The 20,169-nt window shown below is 39.7% G+C and carries 15 protein-coding genes; 8 read left to right on the top strand and 7 right to left on the bottom strand.

Translation table 11 applies throughout. From position 1 onward, the window contains the following. The first annotated feature begins 264 nt into the window (after nt 1-264). Nucleotides 265-2,235 (top strand): ATP-binding protein, encoded by a 1,971-nt coding sequence (locus D2V08_RS16095; RefSeq protein WP_245980608.1) that lies wholly within the window; start codon nt 265-267, stop codon nt 2,233-2,235. Here the strand turns inward: D2V08_RS16095 and bshB1 are convergent, their stop codons facing one another. The 3 genes from bshB1 to D2V08_RS16080 are packed head-to-tail and all read right to left on the bottom strand — an operon-like array spanning nt 2,236 to nt 5,579. Next, nucleotides 2,236-2,958: a bacillithiol biosynthesis deacetylase BshB1 gene (gene bshB1 / locus D2V08_RS16090; protein ID WP_119609392.1), complete on the bottom strand. Its 723-nt coding sequence runs from the start codon at nt 2,956-2,958 to the stop codon at nt 2,236-2,238. Nucleotides 2,959-2,964: 6 nt separating this feature from the next. Next, nucleotides 2,965-4,134, bottom strand: a complete 1,170-nt coding sequence (locus tag D2V08_RS16085) for a trans-sulfuration enzyme family protein (RefSeq protein WP_119609390.1) — start codon at nt 4,132-4,134, stop codon at nt 2,965-2,967. Between the two features lie 35 nt (nt 4,135-4,169). Continuing rightward, the gene (locus D2V08_RS16080) at nt 4,170-5,579 is read right to left on the bottom strand and encodes an MATE family efflux transporter (RefSeq protein ID WP_119609388.1); all 1,410 of its coding nucleotides are present in this window, start codon (nt 5,577-5,579) and stop codon (nt 4,170-4,172) included. 235 nt (nt 5,580-5,814) lie between these two features. Between D2V08_RS16080 and D2V08_RS16075 the strand changes: the two genes are divergently transcribed. Beyond that, nucleotides 5,815-7,110, top strand: coding sequence for a M14 family metallopeptidase (locus tag D2V08_RS16075; RefSeq protein WP_119609688.1), 1,296 nt, complete (start codon nt 5,815-5,817; stop codon nt 7,108-7,110). Between the two features lies 1 nt (nt 7,111). On the opposite strand, the gene D2V08_RS16070 is transcribed toward D2V08_RS16075, so the two are convergent. Beyond that, the gene (locus tag D2V08_RS16070; RefSeq protein WP_119609386.1) at nt 7,112-10,276 is read right to left on the bottom strand and encodes a cytochrome c biogenesis protein; all 3,165 of its coding nucleotides are present in this window, start codon (nt 10,274-10,276) and stop codon (nt 7,112-7,114) included. A gap of 133 nt (nt 10,277-10,409) precedes the next feature. Between D2V08_RS16070 and D2V08_RS16065 the strand changes: the two genes are divergently transcribed. From D2V08_RS16065 to D2V08_RS16055, 3 genes are read left to right on the top strand one after another with little or no spacing between them, the layout of a single operon-like run. Then, nucleotides 10,410-11,171, top strand: coding sequence for a Rossmann-like and DUF2520 domain-containing protein (locus D2V08_RS16065; protein WP_119609384.1), 762 nt, complete (start codon nt 10,410-10,412; stop codon nt 11,169-11,171). After that, a complete protein-coding gene (locus tag D2V08_RS16060) occupies nt 11,155-11,682 on the top strand; it encodes a KdsC family phosphatase (RefSeq protein WP_119609382.1) in 528 nt (175 codons plus the stop codon). The genes D2V08_RS16065 and D2V08_RS16060 overlap by 17 nt, the downstream gene beginning before the upstream one ends. Beyond that, entirely contained in the window at nt 11,675-12,268 is a 594-nt protein-coding gene (locus D2V08_RS16055) for a Maf family nucleotide pyrophosphatase (protein ID WP_119609380.1), read from the top strand. The genes D2V08_RS16060 and D2V08_RS16055 overlap by 8 nt, the downstream gene beginning before the upstream one ends. On the opposite strand, the gene D2V08_RS16050 is transcribed toward D2V08_RS16055, so the two are convergent. Together D2V08_RS16050 and D2V08_RS16045 are read right to left on the bottom strand one after the other, a co-directional pair. Beyond that, the gene (locus D2V08_RS16050) at nt 12,269-12,499 is read right to left on the bottom strand and encodes a ferredoxin (RefSeq protein WP_119609379.1); all 231 of its coding nucleotides are present in this window, start codon (nt 12,497-12,499) and stop codon (nt 12,269-12,271) included. It abuts the gene before it with no gap. Next, nucleotides 12,499-13,743 (bottom strand): peptidase U32 family protein, encoded by a 1,245-nt coding sequence (locus tag D2V08_RS16045; protein ID WP_119609377.1) that lies wholly within the window; start codon nt 13,741-13,743, stop codon nt 12,499-12,501. Before D2V08_RS16045 ends, D2V08_RS16050 begins: the two co-directional genes overlap by 1 nt. Nucleotides 13,744-13,859: 116 nt before the next feature. Between D2V08_RS16045 and D2V08_RS16040 the strand changes: the two genes are divergently transcribed. The 3 genes from D2V08_RS16040 to D2V08_RS16030 all read left to right on the top strand — a co-directional run bounded on the left by D2V08_RS16040 (nt 13,860) and on the right by D2V08_RS16030 (nt 19,252). Beyond that, on the top strand, nt 13,860-14,804 hold the full coding sequence (locus D2V08_RS16040; protein WP_119609375.1) for a septum formation inhibitor Maf: 945 nt from the start codon (nt 13,860-13,862) through the stop codon (nt 14,802-14,804). 92 nt (nt 14,805-14,896) lie between these two features. Continuing rightward, nucleotides 14,897-17,428 carry a PIG-L family deacetylase gene (locus tag D2V08_RS16035; RefSeq protein WP_119609373.1) on the top strand — a complete coding sequence of 844 codons (2,532 nt, stop codon included), beginning with the start codon at nt 14,897-14,899 and terminating at the stop codon, nt 17,426-17,428. Nucleotides 17,429-17,539: 111 nt separating this feature from the next. Beyond that, entirely contained in the window at nt 17,540-19,252 is a 1,713-nt protein-coding gene (locus D2V08_RS16030) for a sodium:solute symporter family protein (protein ID WP_119609371.1), read from the top strand. A 48-nt stretch (nt 19,253-19,300) separates the two neighbouring features. Here the strand turns inward: D2V08_RS16030 and D2V08_RS16025 are convergent, their stop codons facing one another. After that, nucleotides 19,301-20,155, bottom strand: a complete 855-nt coding sequence (locus tag D2V08_RS16025) for a DUF2911 domain-containing protein (RefSeq protein WP_119609369.1) — start codon at nt 20,153-20,155, stop codon at nt 19,301-19,303. Nucleotides 20,156-20,169 lie beyond the last annotated feature (14 nt).

The raw sequence follows: 20,169 nt of genomic DNA, 5'->3' as shown, positions 1-20,169 counted from the left end.
TAAGTTTAAAAGGTAGGCAGTACAATTTACCGATAAAATGCACGTTTTTAAGACCAAACACACATTTTTGGGTGTTTCACAACAAATAATTTCTTAAAAGGTAGTGTAAAAGTAGTTTTACAACACATAATTTTCAACCAATTGTTGTCAGAAAAAAACTTCATAGACTCTGCAAAGAAACCATTCATCGGATTGGTCATATGTGCGTCTATGCTTTTTATGTCCTTTCCTGTTAATGCGCAATCTTTTAGTCAACATGATAGTTTGTCCTATAAGCTGCAGCGTTTGGAATCCACAAATAGATTTAACCCCAAAGATACCACACACATAAACTTATTGACCCGATTGGCTTTCTCCTATCGTTATTTGGATACCGACAGTCTTTACTCCATTGCAGAAAGAGCACTTAAATATAGTAAGGATATCGACTATACTCATGGTAAAATAAGAGCTCTGGATGCCCTAGGCAATTATTATTACAACAAAGGTAACCGAGATAAATCAATGCCAATGTTCGAGAAGGCCCTTGAACTTGCTACCGAAATTGATGACTTGGACTCCGAAATATCCATTATAAACGCTCTGGCTCAAAACTATAGTTTTGAAGGAAACTATGCCGAAGCCCTAAACCTAAACCTTAAGGGAATCGATTTGGCCAAAAAAATTGATAACCAAGAAATGCTCTCCATACTTAACGAGAACATTGCAGGTCTATATGCAGACCAAAAGGATTTTAAAAATGCCCTGATGTTCTATGATACGGTTCAAAAAATTAACCGGAGAATGGGAGACGAAGTAATCGATGCTGAAACGCAGAGCAATATGGCCTCTCTCTATAAGGACGCCAAAGATTTTAAAAATGCGATGTTCAACATCAATAGAAGCATAAACACTTTTGAAAAGAATAAAATTTACGATTGGCTTGCCTATGCATATGAGGTGAAAGGAGATATTTACCTTGATCAAGGAAAATATAAATGGGCACTTTATTGGTATGATCAGAGCAATATGCTTTTTAAGCATCAAATAGAAGACGATAGGATAAAAATTCAATTAATGAACGGTATGGCCAAGGTATATTTTGGACTGGAAAAAGATAGTCTTTCCTTAAACTATGCCAAAAAGGGTCTTACCCTTTCCAAAAAGATTAAATCAATACAAGGTCAAATCGATTGTTCCGAAACTTTGTACAAGGTGTACAAGAAAAATGGCGATGATGCCGAAGCATTGGCTTATCTGGAAACTTTTAAAAGTTTGTCCGATTCTTTGTTTAAGGATAAAAACAAGCAAAGTTTATCCCTTCTAGAGACAAAATTACAATACGAACAGGAAAAACAGGAGCTTATTGAGTCCAACAAGGCAGCACTTGCCAAGCAACGGAACTATATCTATTTTTCTGTAATCATTCTTCTCATCCTTAGTATTATAACCTTTGTGATTCGAAGAAGTGAGAACATCCAGAAAAAATTGAACAAGGAGCTCAAGGAAAAATCACTTGCGGTTACCCAAAGGGAAGCTCAGTTGCATGAAATAAATAAGACAAACACCAAACTTTTTTCCATTATCGGTCATGACCTTAGAGGACCTATAGGAGGATTACAAGGAATCCTTAAGATGTTTACCGATGGTGAGATTACCACAAAGGAGTTGGTCTCTTTTATTCCCAAACTAAAAACTGATGTAGAAAATATATCCTTTACCCTTAACAACCTTTTGTCTTGGGGCATGAACCAGCTCAATGGGGTTGTAACCAAACCAAAACGTGTTTCCTTGTCCAACCTTGTGGTGAACAACATCCAATTATTATCTGAAATTGCCAATAGTAAGTCCTTAAAAATAATCAATCAACTTCCGGATAACCCAAGGATATGGGCAGATAACCATCAAATTGATATCGTTGTCCGAAACCTTCTTAGCAACGCAATTAAATTTACCCCTGAGAATGGCCTTATTACCATTGATGCCGAGGAAAAATCAGGTATGTGGCAAATATCAATCCGAGACACTGGTATTGGTATGACCGCTGAAATGCAGCGTACCATTTTTAAAGATTCCTCTAACGTTACAACATACGGTACCAACAACGAAAAAGGTACAGGCCTTGGTCTGTCCCTTTGTAAGGAAATGGTGCATAAAAACAAAGGTGAAATATGGGTGGAAAGTGTTCCGCGCAAAGGAACTACCTTCTTCTTTACCGTACCTAAGGCTTTAAACAGGTACCAAAAAGCTTCTTGATCAGATTAAATTCTCTAAGCTATCCACACCTAGGTAGCGTTCTACTGTAAATCCTTCGGCGTGTTCTACCCCAATAATTCTACCTAAATCTCTGGCACGATAATTTACGCTATCCGTAAAGTTTTTGCTGCTGATAGGAGTTTCAGGTTCGTCACTATTAGGATCATAAAACTGGGAACTGTAAGCCATAATGGCTTCAGTTTTCTTCTCAATAAATCCAGTTACATCCACAATAAAATCGGGTTCCAAGCTTTTCCACTGGATATAATGATACACTAATTTAGGGCGCCATGCATCTTGCCATGCATCGTCTCCATCCATTTTAGTATCGATTTTTATCAAACCGCTCAAAAAGCAGGCATCACTTACCAATTTACTTCCTCTTGCATGATCAATATGGCGATCATCAATGGCATTGCACAATACAATTTCTGGTTTGTATTTTCGAATTATTTTGATGAGTTCTAGTTGATGTTCTTTATCGTTCACAAAGAAACCATCGGCAAACTCCATGTTCTCTCGAACAGCAACTCCCAAAATTTCAGCGGCCTTTGCTGCTTCTTTATCTCTAATTTCCGCAGAGCCACGTGTTCCGAGCTCCCCACGGGTCAAATCCACAATCCCTACTTTTTTTCCTTTGGAAACTTCCTTTGCAATGGTGGCACCTGCCCCAAGTTCGGCATCATCTGGATGTGCGCCGAATACTAAAATGTCTAATTTCATATACTTTTAAACCGTAACGGTCATGGATTTTACTTTGGCTATCGCCTGTTCAATATCTGCTATTAAATCTTCTGTCTCTTCAATACCCAAGGAAAAACGAATCAATGAATCTTTTATCCCTTGCTTTGCCCTATCTTCTGGACTCATCAACGCGTGCGAGGTTTGTGTAGGCGAAAGCATTGTACTTTCTATACCTGCCAAACTCATGGAAGGTTTTATCAATTTTAATTCCTTAAAAAATAAGGACGCATCTATTTCTGGCGTCAATTCAAACGACAACATACCTCCAAAACCTGACATCTGAGATTTGGCCAACTCATGACCGGGATGACTTTCCAGACCAGGATAATACACATTATCCACATCTTTATTTTGATTAAGATATGTAGCCATCTTCATCGCATTCTCATTTTGCGCCTTCACCCGGATTACCATGGTTTTTAAACTTCTTTCCAAAAGCCAAACCGTGTAATCGCTCAAACTCCCCCCAAAACAAATCCCTGTTTGCCATACCTTATCCATATGCTCTTTTGATGCTGCAACCACACCGGCACAAATGTCGGAGTGACCTCCCATATATTTAGTTGCACTGTGCACCACCACATCAATACCAAGATCAATTGGGTTTTGGTTGACAGGACTCGCAAAGGTATTGTCGATCATAGATAAGATTCCTTTCTTTTTGGCCAAATCGGCCACTCCTTTTACATCGGTAATTGTCAACAAAGGGTTGGATGGCGTTTCCAAATACAACACTTTAGTGTTGGGTTTGATTTCTTTCTCGAAATCTTCCACTTCCCACCCATTAGTAAAGGAATATTCAATCCCAAACCGTTCAAATTGGCTTACGGCAAAATGATAGGTTCCACCATAAATGGTCTGTTGCAGCACGATATGGTCTCCCGCTTGGAGAAAAGCCATCAATGCCGTACTGATAGCAGCCATACCACTGCCAAAAATCATAGCAGCCTCGGTATGTTCCAAGGCCGCCAGTTTTTTGCACAACGCTTCTTGGTTGGGCGTATTGAAGTATCTAGGATACCTTTTTACATCTACGTCTTCGAATTGGTAGGAGGTGCTCATATACAATGGAGAAACAGCTCCTTTAAACTCATTATCCTCCAACTCCCCTACGTGGGTACAAATAGTATTCAGTCCTTTTTTATCGTTATTCATGATGCTTCTTCTTTAGGATAAAGATACGAAACCCATCATACTTGGACTTTCTTCCATTTGCCTTTTTTAAACCAAACAATGGCCAATACCGCCAACAAAACTTCAGCCAACGTAATGGCCATAAATACACCTATTTCACCCCAACCCAAAACTATGGCCGAAACGTAGGCTATTGGCAGTTGGAACATCCAAAAAGAGATTAAATTAATCTTTGTAGGTGTTCGGGTATCCCCTGCTCCATTAAATGCCTGACTTACCACCATTCCGTAAGCATAAAAAATATACCCTGCGGCAATAACCTGAAGACAAAGTGCACCACTTTTAACCACGGCAGGGGTTGCATTGAACCAAGTAATAATACTTTTGGCAAAGAATAGATAAGCCAAGGAAACAATTCCCATAAATATAGCATTGTATTTCCCCGTTTTCCATACCGAAATAGCTGCCCTGTCGGGTTGTTTGGCTCCAAGGTTTTGACCAACCAAGGTAGCTGCGGCATTGCTCATCCCCCAAGATGGCATCAAGGTGAACATCATTACCCGAATGGCAATGGTGTAGCCTGCCAATACTTCGCTACCAAATTCCGACATGATACGCATAAGGAAAATCCAACTGGAAGTGCCAATCAAAAATTGGGCGATTCCACCCAAAGAAACCTTAATCAAATTGATCATTACCTTTAGGTTCAGTACCAAATCTTTGGCCATCAATTTTATCTTGCCCCAACCAAAGAACAGAATCCCCAATTGAAAAATTACTGCAGTTCCTCTACCAATATTGGTGGCAATCGCTGCACCCATAACTCCAAATTCTGGAATGGGGCCGAAGCCAAAGATGAACATAGGATCCAAAATAATATTGAGTCCATTGGAAAGCACCAAGGCCCACATGGCAATAGATGCATTCCCAGCACCACGAAAAATGGCATTGATCAAGAATAACAGCACCACGGTAATATTACCCCCAATCAAAAATTGGGTATAGCCGTAGCCTTCTGCAATCAAATCCCGTTCTCCGCCCATTAAGGCCAAAATATCCTTGGCGTAAATGATTCCAATTATTCCTATTAAAACAGAAATTACAACTCCCAAACTAATGGCTTGGACCGCTGCGATTCGGGCACCATCAACGTCTTTTTCGCCAATTCTACGGGCAACAACGGCAGTGGCGGCCATACTTAACCCAATGGCCAAGGCATATACCAAAGTAATAACCGATTCAGTTAGCCCAATAGTGGCAACAGCATTAACGCTTACCTTGGAAACATAAGCTATGTCCACCAAGGCGAAAATGGATTCCATAAGCATTTCCAAGATCATGGGGATGGAAAGCATGAAAATAGCCTTACGAATGCTACCTGTAGTATATTCTGTTTCCTTACCAGAAATAGCTATCCAGAAATATTTAATGAATTTTTTAAATGTATGTGTATGTTGATGATTCATTATCAAAGAATTATGTGTGAGAAAAGTGTTGAAATGTCAGCTGAACCGAGAAGTATTTCGGTTACTTGATTGGCTCCAAGCCAATGGTGACATCTATCGTGTACATAATTCTTATAACTTCATGATGATGCAAATATGCAAAAAAAACCGATATAATATTGATAATTTTTTATTTACTACTTCGTTCGTAGTTCCTACCTTCGTAACCAAACCAACTCAAAATAATTCAAAAACCATGCGTATTAAAAGTTTGATTACCATTGGAATACTGTTTTCCATGGTGCTCACATCATCCTGTAAAAAGAATCCTGAAACTGCTGAAACCGAAAAAAAATCGGGTTATCAAGGTCAAGGAAAAAGTCCTGTTGTACCAACGGTAGACAAGCCTATTCAAAAACAATGGAAAGGGATTTGGGCCTTTAATGATAGTACCACTTTTTTTTCCAATAAGTTTGAAGGTGCCCGTTTGAATGGAGTAGCCTACGACGGCGATGACCATTATACCATTTGGGTGACGGCCGAAAATACGCCCATAAATGTTAGTCCTTGGTATGCCTTTCAAGTTTGGTCTTCAGAGGAAAAAGAAATTACGGTTCAGCTTAATTATCAAGATTCCAGAAGCAGATACTATCCGAAAATCAGCACTGATGGTAGAAATTTTAAACCTATCGACAGCATCAATTTTAAGGCCATTAATCCTGGAGAAGGTGATTTTGGAATAAAAGCTGCACCAGAATTTGCAGAACTTACCATAAGTGTAAACGAAAATCCAACATGGATTACTGCGCAGGAACTTTACACCTCTTCGGTGGTGAAAGAATGGGTGGATTCCTTAAGCCAAAAACCATATGTAGTAAACTATCCTATTGGTCTTTCCAAAGAGAAGAGAACCATGCACTTGATGGAAATCAATGAAAATAAAGAAGCTAAAAAGGGCTTGATGATCATTTCCAGACAGCATCCGCCAGAAGTTACAGGGTTTTTAGCCATGAAATCCTTTATTGAAACCATTTCAGGTGATTCGGAACTTGCTCAAGAATTTAGACAAGAACATTCTATTTTTGTAGTGCCATTGATGAATCCTGATGGAGCAGACAACGGGCATTGGCGACATAATATGGGCGGTATTGACCTGAACAGGGACTGGCAAAACTTTAATCAGCCTGAAACTAGAAATGTTCGTGATTTCCTAGTAGAAAAGGACAAGGATTATGAGTTTGTTTTCGGAGCTGACTTCCACTCGACTTGGGATGATATTTACTACCCTATTGATACCACTGTGACAGGTGAAAAAGGAAAAATAATTTTTGATTGGATAGAGCATATCAGTGAAAGGTTACCTCAAAAGAAAACCAACATTAGCGCTTCCGATGAAATTGACCCAACCATGGTTTCCAGTAAATACTTTTACGTGCACCACGGAATGCCTGCCATTGTATTTGAGTTGGGCGATAACACTTCAAGACCTTTCCTAAAAGAAAAAGGTAAGGTGGCTGCCGAAGAAATCATGAAACTTTTAATGGAAGAATAGTCTATTTTTTGGCGTAATGCACTTTGTAGCGCCAAAAACTTATTCCCCCTAAAATAAAGACCCCAAGTACCGTATACCATACAAAGCTTGGGGTTATTACTTGGTCTCCACTTGCATAACTGTGCAAGCCTGCCAAGTAGAAGTTTACCCCAAAATAAGTCATCATAATACTGGCAAAGGCGACAATGCTAGCGAAATTGTAAATCCATTTTCCGCGTAGCCCTGGAACCAAACGCATGTGCAGTACAAAGGCATAAATCATAATGGAAATTAATGCCCAAGTTTCCTTGGGGTCCCATCCCCAGTAACGACCCCAACTCTCGTTGGCCCATTGGCCTCCCAAAAAGTTACCTATGGTAAGCATCACCAACCCAGCCGTCAATGCCAGTTCATTGATAACCGTAAGCTCTTTAATAGCAAGGTCCATCCGTTTTTTGTTCTTCTCGGTAGTAAGTATCATTAATAACAATGAAACCACACCCAAGATCATTCCCACTGTTAAAGGACCATAACTACCTACGATTACCGCCACGTGAATCATCAACCAATAGCTATCCAACACAGGAACCAAATTAGCAATGGCTGGATCCACCCAGCTTTGGTGAGCTATCCACAATAACATAGCCGTTACAAATGCACTTGCTGCGATAGTCAATTCACTTTTCCGACCCAATGCCAAACCAATACCCATGGTCGCCCATCCTACATATAAAATACTTTCGTAGGCATCACTCCAAGGTGCGTGGCCAGAAATGTACCAGCGCAATATCAAACCAATGGTATGCCAAATAAAGAACAAAATGATGGTCCCTTTCAACAAATAGGCAAACGCATCCAAAAACTTCCGCTCCTTAAATATTTTGGCAATGAGTACAAAGAACAATAGGACACCTACCATTGCATAATACTTGTACAAACGGTTGAACAAATCCAGCTTGTTGTAGATTATCTCGGTCTTTATTTTGTTTTCTGATGGTAATACTTCTTCACCATGATTCTTTTGGTTTTGCTGGAATGCTTCCAACATTCTGTCTGGTTGAGAATAATCCCCTGTAGCAATGGATTGTTGTAGCGAGTTTAAATAATAAGGCATCGCATTCCTTATAAAATTGGAATACAAAGAATCTTGCACTTGATATTGTCCGGAACGGTATTCCACGGCAGAAATCCATTTGTTGTTCTCATCGTTCAACAACGGAAATATCTTCACAATTTGCCCGCTAAGAGCGATATCCAACAAACTCAACCGCTCCCCTACTTTTTTAAAGTCCTTTTCAAAGTTGGATGGATTGTTCGTGGAAGTTGCTTTCTCCAGATAAGGTCTTAGTTTATAAGAACCTTTTGAATCGAAAAAGTCGGTAGCTTTTACAAACTCGGTTCCTTCGGGAACTCCAATTACCTTACGGATACTATCATTCTCCTTTTTGCCCAAAGCAATTATATCGGTAGTATACCAAACCCCTGGGTTCAGCATCATGGAAAGGAAAACTTGATTGGCGGAAAGGTCTTTGTACTCGTCATCACCACTCAACTTTCTTAGTAGCTCTGAAGCGAAAGTGTTCACAGGTTTCATTCGTCCACCTTCATCCTGAATGACCAAAGCACCAAATTTTTCTGCATGTTCCTTGGCTACTGTTGTAGCATGAATAACTGAGTCAATTTGAGCTTGTGTCGGTACAGAAGCATGTTCGTGGGTTTCCTGTGCGTTTGCCGATACGAAAGCAAATAAAATCGCGATAGTGGTCAATGCGGCTTTCTTGGCCTTTATTTTTTCGAGCATCTCCTGCAAATCCCTAAATCTAGTTTTACCAAAGAACATAATACCCATCAAACCAATATAGAGCAGAAAATAACCGATATAAGTTATCCAAGTTCCCCACCAATCGTGGTTTACGGAAAGTACCGTACCCTTTTCATCTGGATCAAAACTCGATTGGAAAAATCGGTATCCTTGGTGATCCAAAACATGGTTCATAAAAATATCGTAATCAAAAGGTCGGTCATCATGTACCGTTACCTTACTCATAAATGAGGCATAGCCTACTTCAGTACCCGGATATTTTTCCGCAATAAAATCGTTCAACTCAATGGAAAAGGGAAGTTCGTACACTTTAGATCCATAACTCAGTGAAAAATCCAAGCCGCCCACATTAATTTTATCCGAAAAATTCGAGGTTCCTTTGCTTCCTAGCAATTTTACTTCTTTGGTTTCTCCATTCGCAGAAATAGAAACAATCAAAGCATCTTGGGTAACCTTGGTAATTTCCTCATCGGGTACTTTAACAATGCCATATCTCCCTTTAACCAAAGGCTCGGGCACCACAAACTGCATGCCTCCCATAGTATAGAGTGAACGTAATTGCAAAGGTTGAATGCTATCACTGGCCACTTCGCCTTGGAATTGGTCCGCCATTCGCATAAAGTTACCCTCAAACGGAGATTCTATACGGTAACCGTTTTCTTCGTCATAAAAAATGTTGACAGCCCCGTCGGTTTCATTGTTCAGTGCAAAAAGAATATTGTGGACACTGGCTATTTTTCCGTTTTCCAGATAATGTTCATGGCGCTGTCCATTGCCAGCTTCCACGATTTGCAAGTATTCCTTTCCATTTTCATCTGGAATCAACCCCTTTTCTGCGCCTTTGATAAAATCCACATAACTGATGGAAAAAGGCTGTCCATTGAAATCGGATTTCCAAGGCAAGCTAGAGCGTTTACCTTCGGGCGTTACCAAAATATCATCCTCCAAAATTCTTCGTTTGGTTTCCCCGTTGATATCACCATCCACAAAAGCGGTTAAATAGGTTTTATCCGAATAAAATATTTTTTCCGTTGCGCCCTCTCGAATAGGCATCATCCCCTCGTAACTGATGTATCGGGTGACAAAAGCACCTACGATAATCAAAATCCAAGAAAGGTGAAGAATAAGTACAGGCCATTTTTTCCATGTCAAAAGACGATATCTGTAAATATTTCCAAAAAAATTAATCACAAAAAAGACCATGATAACTTCAAACCATGTGGTGTTGTAAATATAAATACGTGCGGTTTCTGTACTGTACCAGCTCTCCACAAAGGTTCCAATGGCCATTGCCGCGGCAAAAACCAAAAAAAGAACAGCCATAAGTCTTGTGGAAAAAAGCGTTTTCTTAAGAATATCGATCATGGAAATTCGGTCTACTTTCGGCTCGCAAAAATACGGCCTTTTTAGAACTTACGTGTTTTCTTCTGGCATAAAAATCTAACAGATTTGTTAATTCTTACTACCCTGCATCAACCCTAAATTTGTAGTTTTGGGTATGGTCAATATTGTGATTTTAGGAACTGGAAACCTGGCCAAACACCTCTACTCGGCTTTTTCAAAAGCTGATAATGTTGATGTGGTGCAAATTGTGGGACGAAATCGGGAAGAATTACAGCAGTTTTCTGAAAAAGTACACACCTCTAACGATTTTAATGCAATTTTAGATGCTGATGTGTATCTGATTGTAGTAAAAGATGATGCCATTGCAGAAGTGTCCAATTATTTAGCGAACAAAAAAGGTGTTGTAGTCCATACCTCGGGAGCTACGGATTTAAATGCAATAAAGCCCGAAAACAGCGGTGTTTTTTATCCGCTGCAAACCTTTACCAAAGGTAAAACGGTGGATTTTAGTTCCATCCCCATTTGTATTGAAGCAGAAGAAAAAGAATCATTGGAAACCTTGCGAAAGTTGGCTGGTTCCATTTCGCAAAACGTGCATCATATTGACTCGGAACAGCGAAAAAAATTGCATCTTGCAGCCGTTTTTGTGAACAACTTCACCAATTACCTTTATGGTGTTGGCGAAGAACTTTGTTTGGAAGAGGGACTCTCTTTTGATTTGTTGAAGCCTTTGATTTTGGAAACTGCCGAGAAGGTTCGGACCATGTCACCAAAGGAAGCACAAACGGGTCCAGCATGCCGAAATGATATAAAAAGCATGGAAAGCCATCAGGAACTTTTGAACAACGAAGAACATATTACACTCTATAAATTATTGAGTCAAGCCATAAAACAAGCCCATGAAGAAGAATTATAAAGAGCTTTTAAGCAGTATTACAACCTTTGTTTTTGATGTTGATGGTGTTTTTACAGACGGAACGGTATTGATTACTACCGACGGTGAACTTCTACGAAAAATGAGTGTTAAAGACGGTTACGCCCTCAAAACTGCCATAAAAAAAGGGTATAACGTATGTATTATCACAGGGGGCACCAATGAAGGGGTGAAAGAGCGCTTAAAAGGTCTCGGGGTAACTGATTTTTATATGGGTGCCCACCACAAGGAAGAACCTTTGGAAGAGTACTTGGATATTCATGGTATTGACCCTGAAACTGTTGTTTATATGGGTGATGATGTACCCGATATACCCCCGATGAAAATGGTTGCACTGGCCACTTCTCCACAAAATGCGGTGCCTGAGGTAAAAGCTATTTCGGACTATGTTTCCCATAAAAATGGCGGCGATGGTTGTGTTCGTGATATTATTGAACAGGTTTTAAAGGTTCGCGGGGACTGGAACGATAATTTTAGCGCTAAGAATGACTAAAAACCCACTCAAAGAAAAGCTTTCGGATAAAAATATTATTCTTGGTTCAGGTTCGCCAAGACGAAAAATGTTCTTGGAAGAGTTGGGCCTTGACTTTGAAATTCGTCCAAAATCAGTGGAAGAAATCTATCCCGAAGAACTGCAAGGTCTGGAAATATCAGAATATTTGGCACAGTTAAAAGCGACACCCTTCAAAGAAGAATTGGAATCCAACCATATTGTGATCACTTCGGACACTGTGGTTTGGCACAACAAAACTTCCTTGGCCAAAGCTGCCGACAAAGGGGAAGCCTTTAAAATGCTTAGGACCTTATCTGGCGATTGGCACGAGGTGATTACCTCCGTTTGTTTTACTACGAAAGAGAATCAAAAAACAGTGAGCAGCATCACCAAAGTGAAACTAAAAGATTTCACGGATGACGAAATCAACTATTACATCGATACTTGCCGACCCTTTGATAAGGCAGGTGCCTATGGGATTCAGGAATGGATCGGGATGATTGGAATTTCTGAAATTCAAGGTTCGTACACCAATGTAGTTGGGCTCCCAACCCATTTGGTCTATAAAACACTGATGGAGTTGTAGTCAAGTTCTTTTTACCGAAATAATTTTGACGGGACAGGCTTTGGAAGCTTGTTCGCAACTATCATAAATCCCTTCGTCGTGTGATTTAATGGTATGAAATCCCTTTTTGTTCTGGGAATGTAGCAGAACGGACTTACCATCTTTTTTGGACATGGCAAACTGATCTGGCGCCATCTCCACACAATAGTTACATCCAATACATTTTTCACGCTGAAGTGTAACAACAACCATTAAGCCTCGACCTTATTTTCAACGATTTTGTACAATTTGTCCGAAAGCCGAATTCTAAAATTCAAAGGAATGGTAACAGAATCTCCCTTTTTTGCGGTTGAAAGTTTCGCATCGTTCACTAACATTTCGGTCACCTTCATTTCTTTGGCTCCTGTGGTCGGGCCTGTCACCAAAATGGTATCTCCTATTGAAATGTCATAAGCTTCAATGGTAAACTCGCCGATATTACTCTTTGGGAAAAAATGAGCGCCCTTTCCAATATAAACTTTCTTTTGCGTAGCGGAAGAACCAGGGATTTTACTCCATTCCCCTAATTTTTGACCTAAATAGTACCCACTCCAAAATCCTCGATTATACACTTTCTCCAGTTCTTGCATCCAAGAAATCACTTTTTCCTTGTCATAATTGCCCTCATATAAACTATCCAAGGCCTGACGGTAACATTTAATCACCTTGGCAACATATTCGGGAGCGCGCCCCCTACCCTCAATCTTTAGAACTTTGATTCCTGCATCAGCTACTTGGTCCAAAAAATCGATGGTACACAAATCTTTTGGGGACATAATGTACTCATTATCCAGTTCCATTTCAAAACCAGTTTCTTGGTCAATTACCGTGTACTTTTTTCGGCAGTTTTGTTTGCAAGCCCCTCTGTTTGCAGATGAGTTGTAGGAATGTAAGCTCATATAACATTTGCCCGAAACGGCCATGCACAAAGCTCCATGGCCAAACACCTCAATCTCCACTAAACGACCAGATGGCCCTTTGATCTGTTCCTTTTCTATCTGTTCGGTAATCTTTTTTACCTGACGCAAACTCAACTCCCGACTCAACACCATGGTATCGGCAAACATGGCATAAAATTTTACCGTTTCAATATTGGTTACATTGATTTGGGTTGAAATATGCACCTCTAATCCCAATTCCCTTGCAGAAGCAATTACAGCTTGGTCCATGGCAATAATGGCCGTCAAACCAACTTCTTTGGCTTTCTTCAACAAGGTTTTGACAATGGAAAGATCGTGGTCGTAAATAATAGTGTTAAGAGTAAGATATGTCCTCACCCCTTTTGCGTTGCATCGCTTGGCAATCTCGGGAAGGTCGTCCAAGGTAAAGTTCATAGTGGCCCTTGCCCTCATGTTCAACTGTTCCACACCAAAATATACCGAGTCCGCACCATTTTCCAATGCTGCTTGTAAGGATTCGAAATTACCCGCAGGCGCCATTAACTCAATCTGTTGCATACCAAAAAAGTTTAACTTCCGAAATATTTTGCAAAACTACATTTTTCCTTTCATTACAAAAAGTTAAGTATATTGATACAATCCGACTATACCTATAACTTCGAAAAAATGCGCTTATGAAACCTTCATTTTCCACTTTCCTCAGATTCTTACTGTTATCCCTGATATTGTTTATAACAGGGTGTAAACAAGAAAAGACTAGAAAGACAAACACAGAGAACACACATTCAGAAACAGTAACACAATCACCCAAAAAACCGTTATCTGAAGATTTTAAGAAATACTGGTATGCCGGTGATGCGGAAATAACCTCATACAAGTTGGAACAGGCCCGGTATGGGGAACTTCGCGATGGCAATGCTGTGTTAATTTACGTTACGGAACCCTTTTTGCTGAAGGAGCAAGTAAAGGCGAACGGGAGCAACCCTGAAAACATATCAGTTTTAAAACTCAATGCCACCAAAAAGTTTTTGACGGGGATATATCCCTACTCCATAATGAGTAGCACTTTTTATCCAGTTTATGATAATCAACATGCCATCAAGACTAGCTTATCTGTACAGGAATGGTGTGGGCATGTATATTCACAACTCAACAATCGTGAAAAATTTGAGTTTACGTCACACTCTTATTTTGAAGGTGAGGCCGACCAAGCCTTTTCTATGGAAAAAACAATATTGGAAAATGAAATCTGGAACAAAATCCGTGTTAATCCAGATAATCTTCCTTTGGGTGATATTTCTTTAATTCCCTCATTGGAATTTCTCCGTTTAAGACATCAAGAATTGAAAGCCTATCAAGCTAAAGGAAGTATTTCATCAAAAGATGGGATAATCAATTACTCCTTATATTATCCAGAACTGGAACGTACGTTGACCATTAACTTTACTTCAGACTTCCCGTACTCCATTGAAAGTTGGACAGAAGAATTTAAAAGTGGATTTGGTCCAAATGCAAAATCAATGATGACATCTGCATCAAAAATTAAAACCTTAAAAACAGCATATTGGGGTCAAAATGACAACAAAAATGAAATTTTAAGAGATAGTTTAGGTTTATAACAACAATAAATTGCTATGTTAAAACTCTTCTAAATAAGCCGAAGACTGAATGCAAACTACCTATATTTGAATTAACCACTAAACGACCAACTATGAAGTATTTTTGGGTGTTTTTCTCCATTACATCACTTTTTTTCACAAACTCGTTTGCCCAAAAACCAGATAAGCTTACCTCTGCCGAACTGTTTCATGAAATCCAAAAATTGAATTTTTTGGGAACGGCACTCTACGTTGCAGCACATCCCGATGATGAAAATACAAGCCTGATATCCTATCTCTCCAACCACGAAAAAGCAAGGACGGTTTATTTATCGATGACAAGAGGCGACGGTGGACAAAATTTGATTGGTTCTGAACTAGCAGAGCTTTTAGGGGTATTGCGTACACAAGAACTTTTGGCCGCAAGGCATATGGATGGCGGTGAACAACGCTTTACCCGTGCAATCGACTTTGGATTTTCCAAGCATCCAAACGAAACTTTAAAAATTTGGGACAAAGAGAAAGTTCTGGCCGATGTGGTTTGGGCGATACGAAATATTAAACCAGATGTGATCATCAACCGTTTTAATCACAGAACCCCTGGGACCACACATGGTCACCATACTTCCTCCGCTATTTTGAGTGTGGAGGCCTTTGACCTCACCAATAACCCCGAAGTTTATCCGGAACAATTGGAATGGACAACACCTTGGCAACCTAAACGAATTTTCTATAATACTTCGTGGTGGCAATACGGTAGTCAAGAAGCATTTGAAAAAGTTGACAAATCTGGTATGGTTCGGCTAGATGTAGGCACCTATTATCCAGAACTGGGACTGTCCAACAACGAAATTGCCGCTCTGGCACGTAGTCAGCATTTGTGCCAAGGATTTGGCAGATTAACCGATAGAGGTTCCTCGAACGAGTATATTGAATTGCTCAAAGGCGACATGCCCAAAGAAAATGATGTTTTTGAGGGCATCAATACGACTTGGTCCCGAGTTCAGGGAGGTAAAGCCGTTGGTGATATTTTATATAAGGTTGAAGAGAATTTCGATTTCCAGAACCCGTCAAAACATATCCCCGAGCTTGTAAAGGCATATCAACTGTTGCAAAAGGTTGAAGATGAGCATTGGAGAACACTGAAGTCGGAAGAATTGAAGAAAATAATTTTAGCTTCGGCAGGATTGTATTTAGAAGCCAGTTCAGCTAGTTCTTCAGCCACACCTGGCAGCAAAGCTACCATCAATATTGAAACCATTAATAGGACGGCTCCTAGTGTCACTTTAAAGGAGATTGATATTGTTGGTGTAGATGTAAAACTAACGCCCAATAAAGTTTTAGGTGATAACCAAAGAGAAAATTTCGAGCTAAGTTTTACAGTTCCCCAAGACATTTCTTATACCAGTCCCTATTGGTTAAACAAGCCTGGAACTTTGGGGACGTATACTGTGAACAACCAAAGTTTGATTGGAAAGCCTGAAACACCAAGTGCATTTAAAGCTGTTTTTACATTGGTTATTGATGGTGTTGAAATTCCTTTTGAAAAATCTGTAGTACATCGTTATTCCAAACCGGATAAAGGAGAATTGTACGAGCCTTTTGCCATTTTACCCGAAGTAACCTCCAAAATCGATGAAAAGGTTTTGATTTTTGCTAATGCCGATACCAAAGAAGTACAGGTGAAAATAAGAGCTGGGAAAAATGATGTCTCTGGTTCTGTTGAGTTGAATCATCCATCAGGTTGGGTAGTTTCGCCATCTAGCATTCCTTTTTCCATTGCCCAGAAAAATGAAGAAATCTCAGTAACATTTAATGTTACTCCTCCCAATAGAGAAAGTGAAGGAAAAATTGAACCCAAAATCACTTCGGGCAACAAAGTATATGGCAAAGAACTTGTGGAGATAAATTACGACCATATTCCAAAACAATCTGTTCTACTTCCATCAGAAGCTAAAGTGGTTCGGATGAATATTAAAAAGTCTGGGGAGCACATTGCTTATATCATGGGAGCTGGTGATATGGTGCCAGAAAGCTTAGAACAAATCGGTTACCAAGTTCATATTGTAGATCCAAATGATATTCAAAATGGTGATTTGGATAAATACGATGCCGTGGTGATAGGAATTAGAGCATACAATGTGGTGGACGCCCTAAAGTTTAAACAACCTGTGTTGTTCGACTATGTAGAAAAAGGCGGCACCATGATTGTGCAATATAATACTGCTGGAAGATGGGCCAGTCAATTTAAAAATATTGCTCCTTACAATGTGACACTTTCAAGGGATCGAGTAACGGATGAAAACGCAGAGATAGAAATATTGGCACCCAACAATTCCCTCGTCAATTTCCCGAACCCCATCACAAAAAAAGATTTTGATGGATGGGTACAGGAACGGGGACTTTACTTTCCAAGCAAATGGAGTGGAGAGTTTACTCCCATTCTATCTATGAAAGATGAAGGAGAAACAGAGAAACAAGGTAGTCTTATTGTGGCACCTTATGGAGAAGGTCATTATATTTACACAGGTTTAAGCTTTTTCAGGGAATTGCCCGTTGGTGTTTCGGGAGCATACAAGCTCTTTGCCAATATGCTTTCCGTAGGAAAAGATGAAGTAAAAAAAGATAGCAATGTCAAAGGATAATATGGATACCAAATTCGAATGGAAAAAGGAATACAGCATAGTAATCCTTTTAAATGCCATATATATTTTAGTTTTTTACCTCATCATGATATTAAACAATTAGAATCCTGAATGGCATTACTTGATTGGATTATTCTTGGTAGTACCCTACTCTTCATCGTTGCATACGGTGTTTGGAAAACTCGTGGCAACAATAATGTGGACGACTATGTTCGAGGTGGGGACAATGTAAAATGGTGGACCATAGGTCTATCCGTAATGGCCACTCAAGCAAGTGCCATTACCTTTTTATCCACACCGGGACAAGCTTTTCACGATGGAATGGGGTTTGTTCAATTCTATTTTGGACTTCCCTTGGCGATGATTGTGATTTGCCTTGTATTTATTCCCATCTACAAAAAATTAAAGGTTTTCACGGCTTACGAAATGCTTGAAGGCCGTTTTGATTTGAAAACACGGACACTAACTGCCCTTTTATTCTTAGTGCAACGTGGTCTTGCGGCTGGTATCACAATTTTTGCCCCTTCTATAATCCTTTCTGCCGTATTGGGATGGGACTTAAGGACTTTAAACGTAATTATTGGGATTCTTGTAATCATTTACACCGTATCGGGCGGTACCAAAGCGGTTAGCATGACCCAAAAACAGCAGATGTTCATCATTATGTTGGGGATGTTCTTTGCATTTTTCTTTATCATGGGCGCCCTACCTACCGACCTTTCTTTTGGTAAAGCACTAAAAATAGCTGGGGCCAATAATAAGCTTAATATTCTCGATTTTTCCTTTGATACTAATAACAGATACACCTTTTGGAGCGGTATCACAGGAGGTTTCTTTTTGGCCTTGGCCTATTTTGGAACTGACCAAAGTCAAGTGCAACGTTATTTATCCGGAAGGTCTGTGCGCGAAAGCCAATGGGCATTGATTTTTAATGGGGTTTTTAAAATACCGATGCAGTTCTTCATTCTTTTGGTGGGGACTATGGTATTTGTTTTTTATCAGTATAACTCATCCCCTCTTAACTTTAATCCTGCAGCAACCGAAGCCGTTATGCAATCAGAATATGCAAATGACTACCAAGCGCTTGAAACGGACCACAAGGAATTGGAGAAAGAAAAAAGAATAGCCCAACATTCTTTCTCAGCTGCCCTTGAGTTGAAGGAGTACAATGCCATAGAGCAGGCGAAGCAGGATATTATTAAAATCAACGAAAAGGAAAGTGAGAACCGGGAAATCGCCAAAAATTTAATTTCCCAAGCAGATAATACGGTGGAAACCAACGACAAGGATTATGTATTTATTCATTTTATTTTAAATAATTTGCCCATGGGGCTGATTGGTCTTTTATTGGCGGTTATTCTTTCCGCAGCTATGTCGTCTACAGCATCGGAGCTCAATGCTTTAGGTACCATTACCGCTTTGGACCTATATAAACGAAATGTCAAAAAAGAACATACTCAAGAACATTATTTAAAGGCCACCAAGGCCTTTACCCTACTATGGGGGATTATTGCCATTATTATTGCGAATGTGGCCAATCTTTTTGATAATTTGATTCAATTGGTCAATATTATTGGTTCCATTTTCTATGGAAATGTACTCGGTATATTTCTATTGGCCTTTTTCTTCAAATTTGTAAAGGGGAATGCTGTTTTTGTAGCGGCCATTGTCACCCAAGTCATTGTGATTATTGGCTGGTATTTTGATTGGATGTCTTACTTATGGTTAAATGCCTTTGGGTGTGTTTTGGTTATCGTTTTGGCCACCATTACCCAAATGTTTGATAATTTCTTAGGTAACTCAGCTGTTGAAATCGAGAAATAAAAAAACCCACCGTACAGTGGGTCTTTCTATTATTTAAGATAAATGTTATTACATTTTAGCCCATTCTTTTAGGGAATCTTTGTTCATTTTTACATAATCTTGATTACCTGCGGCTTGGGCAGCGGCCATAGATTTTTTAGCAGCTTCGATGGCAGCTTTTTTGTCACCCATTTTCGCATAGATCAAGGATTGTGTACGCATCATCCAATACGCTTTGCCCCCATCCATTTCAACGGCTTTGTCCACCCATTCCTTGGCCTGCTCCATATTCACTCCCTCAGAGAAATAATAAGAACCTGCGGCAAAATAGTCATTGGCTTTGAGATCTTCTTTGTTGGCCATGGTTTCTTGAATGCTCTTCATTGCTTTATCAACCGTAGGAACCACAAAATCAACTCCTACATAAGTGTTCTCCCACATAATACCTAAGGCTGCCCCGTTGTTATGGAGGTCATCAATAGTTATTGTGAATGACTCAATTGGCATCGGAATATCCATGGTTTCAACTTTTACCGTTGCTGCAACTTTAGATGCATCCCATTCTTGCGGGTTTCCCCAATTATCAGTAGTAGTGTAAAAGAAAACTTCCCAAACAGCCTCATTTGGTCTTGTGTAAATGGCATAGCTACCAGCTTTAAGCTCTTTTCCTTTAACCGTTACATCATCACTAAAAGTGATTACCGTATTTTGATTGGCACCAGTTCTCCAAATAGCACCATAAGGGACCAAATCTCCAAATATTGTTCTCCCTCGCATGGCCGGGCGTGAGTATTTAACCGTAACATCTGTCAATCCAACTTTTTGTTCCAAAGTGGAAAATGGACTAGGCGCTGGCGTCTGTATCTGTGCTTCCAAAGAAAAACACAATGATACCATAAATAGTAAGAGTGCAAATTTTTTCATAGTTGTTGTATGTA

Source organism: Flagellimonas lutimaris (assembly GCF_003581615.1).
GTDB classification, from domain to species: domain Bacteria; phylum Bacteroidota; class Bacteroidia; order Flavobacteriales; family Flavobacteriaceae; genus Flagellimonas; species Flagellimonas lutimaris.
This window is presented reverse-complemented; position numbering and strand designations above follow the sequence as displayed.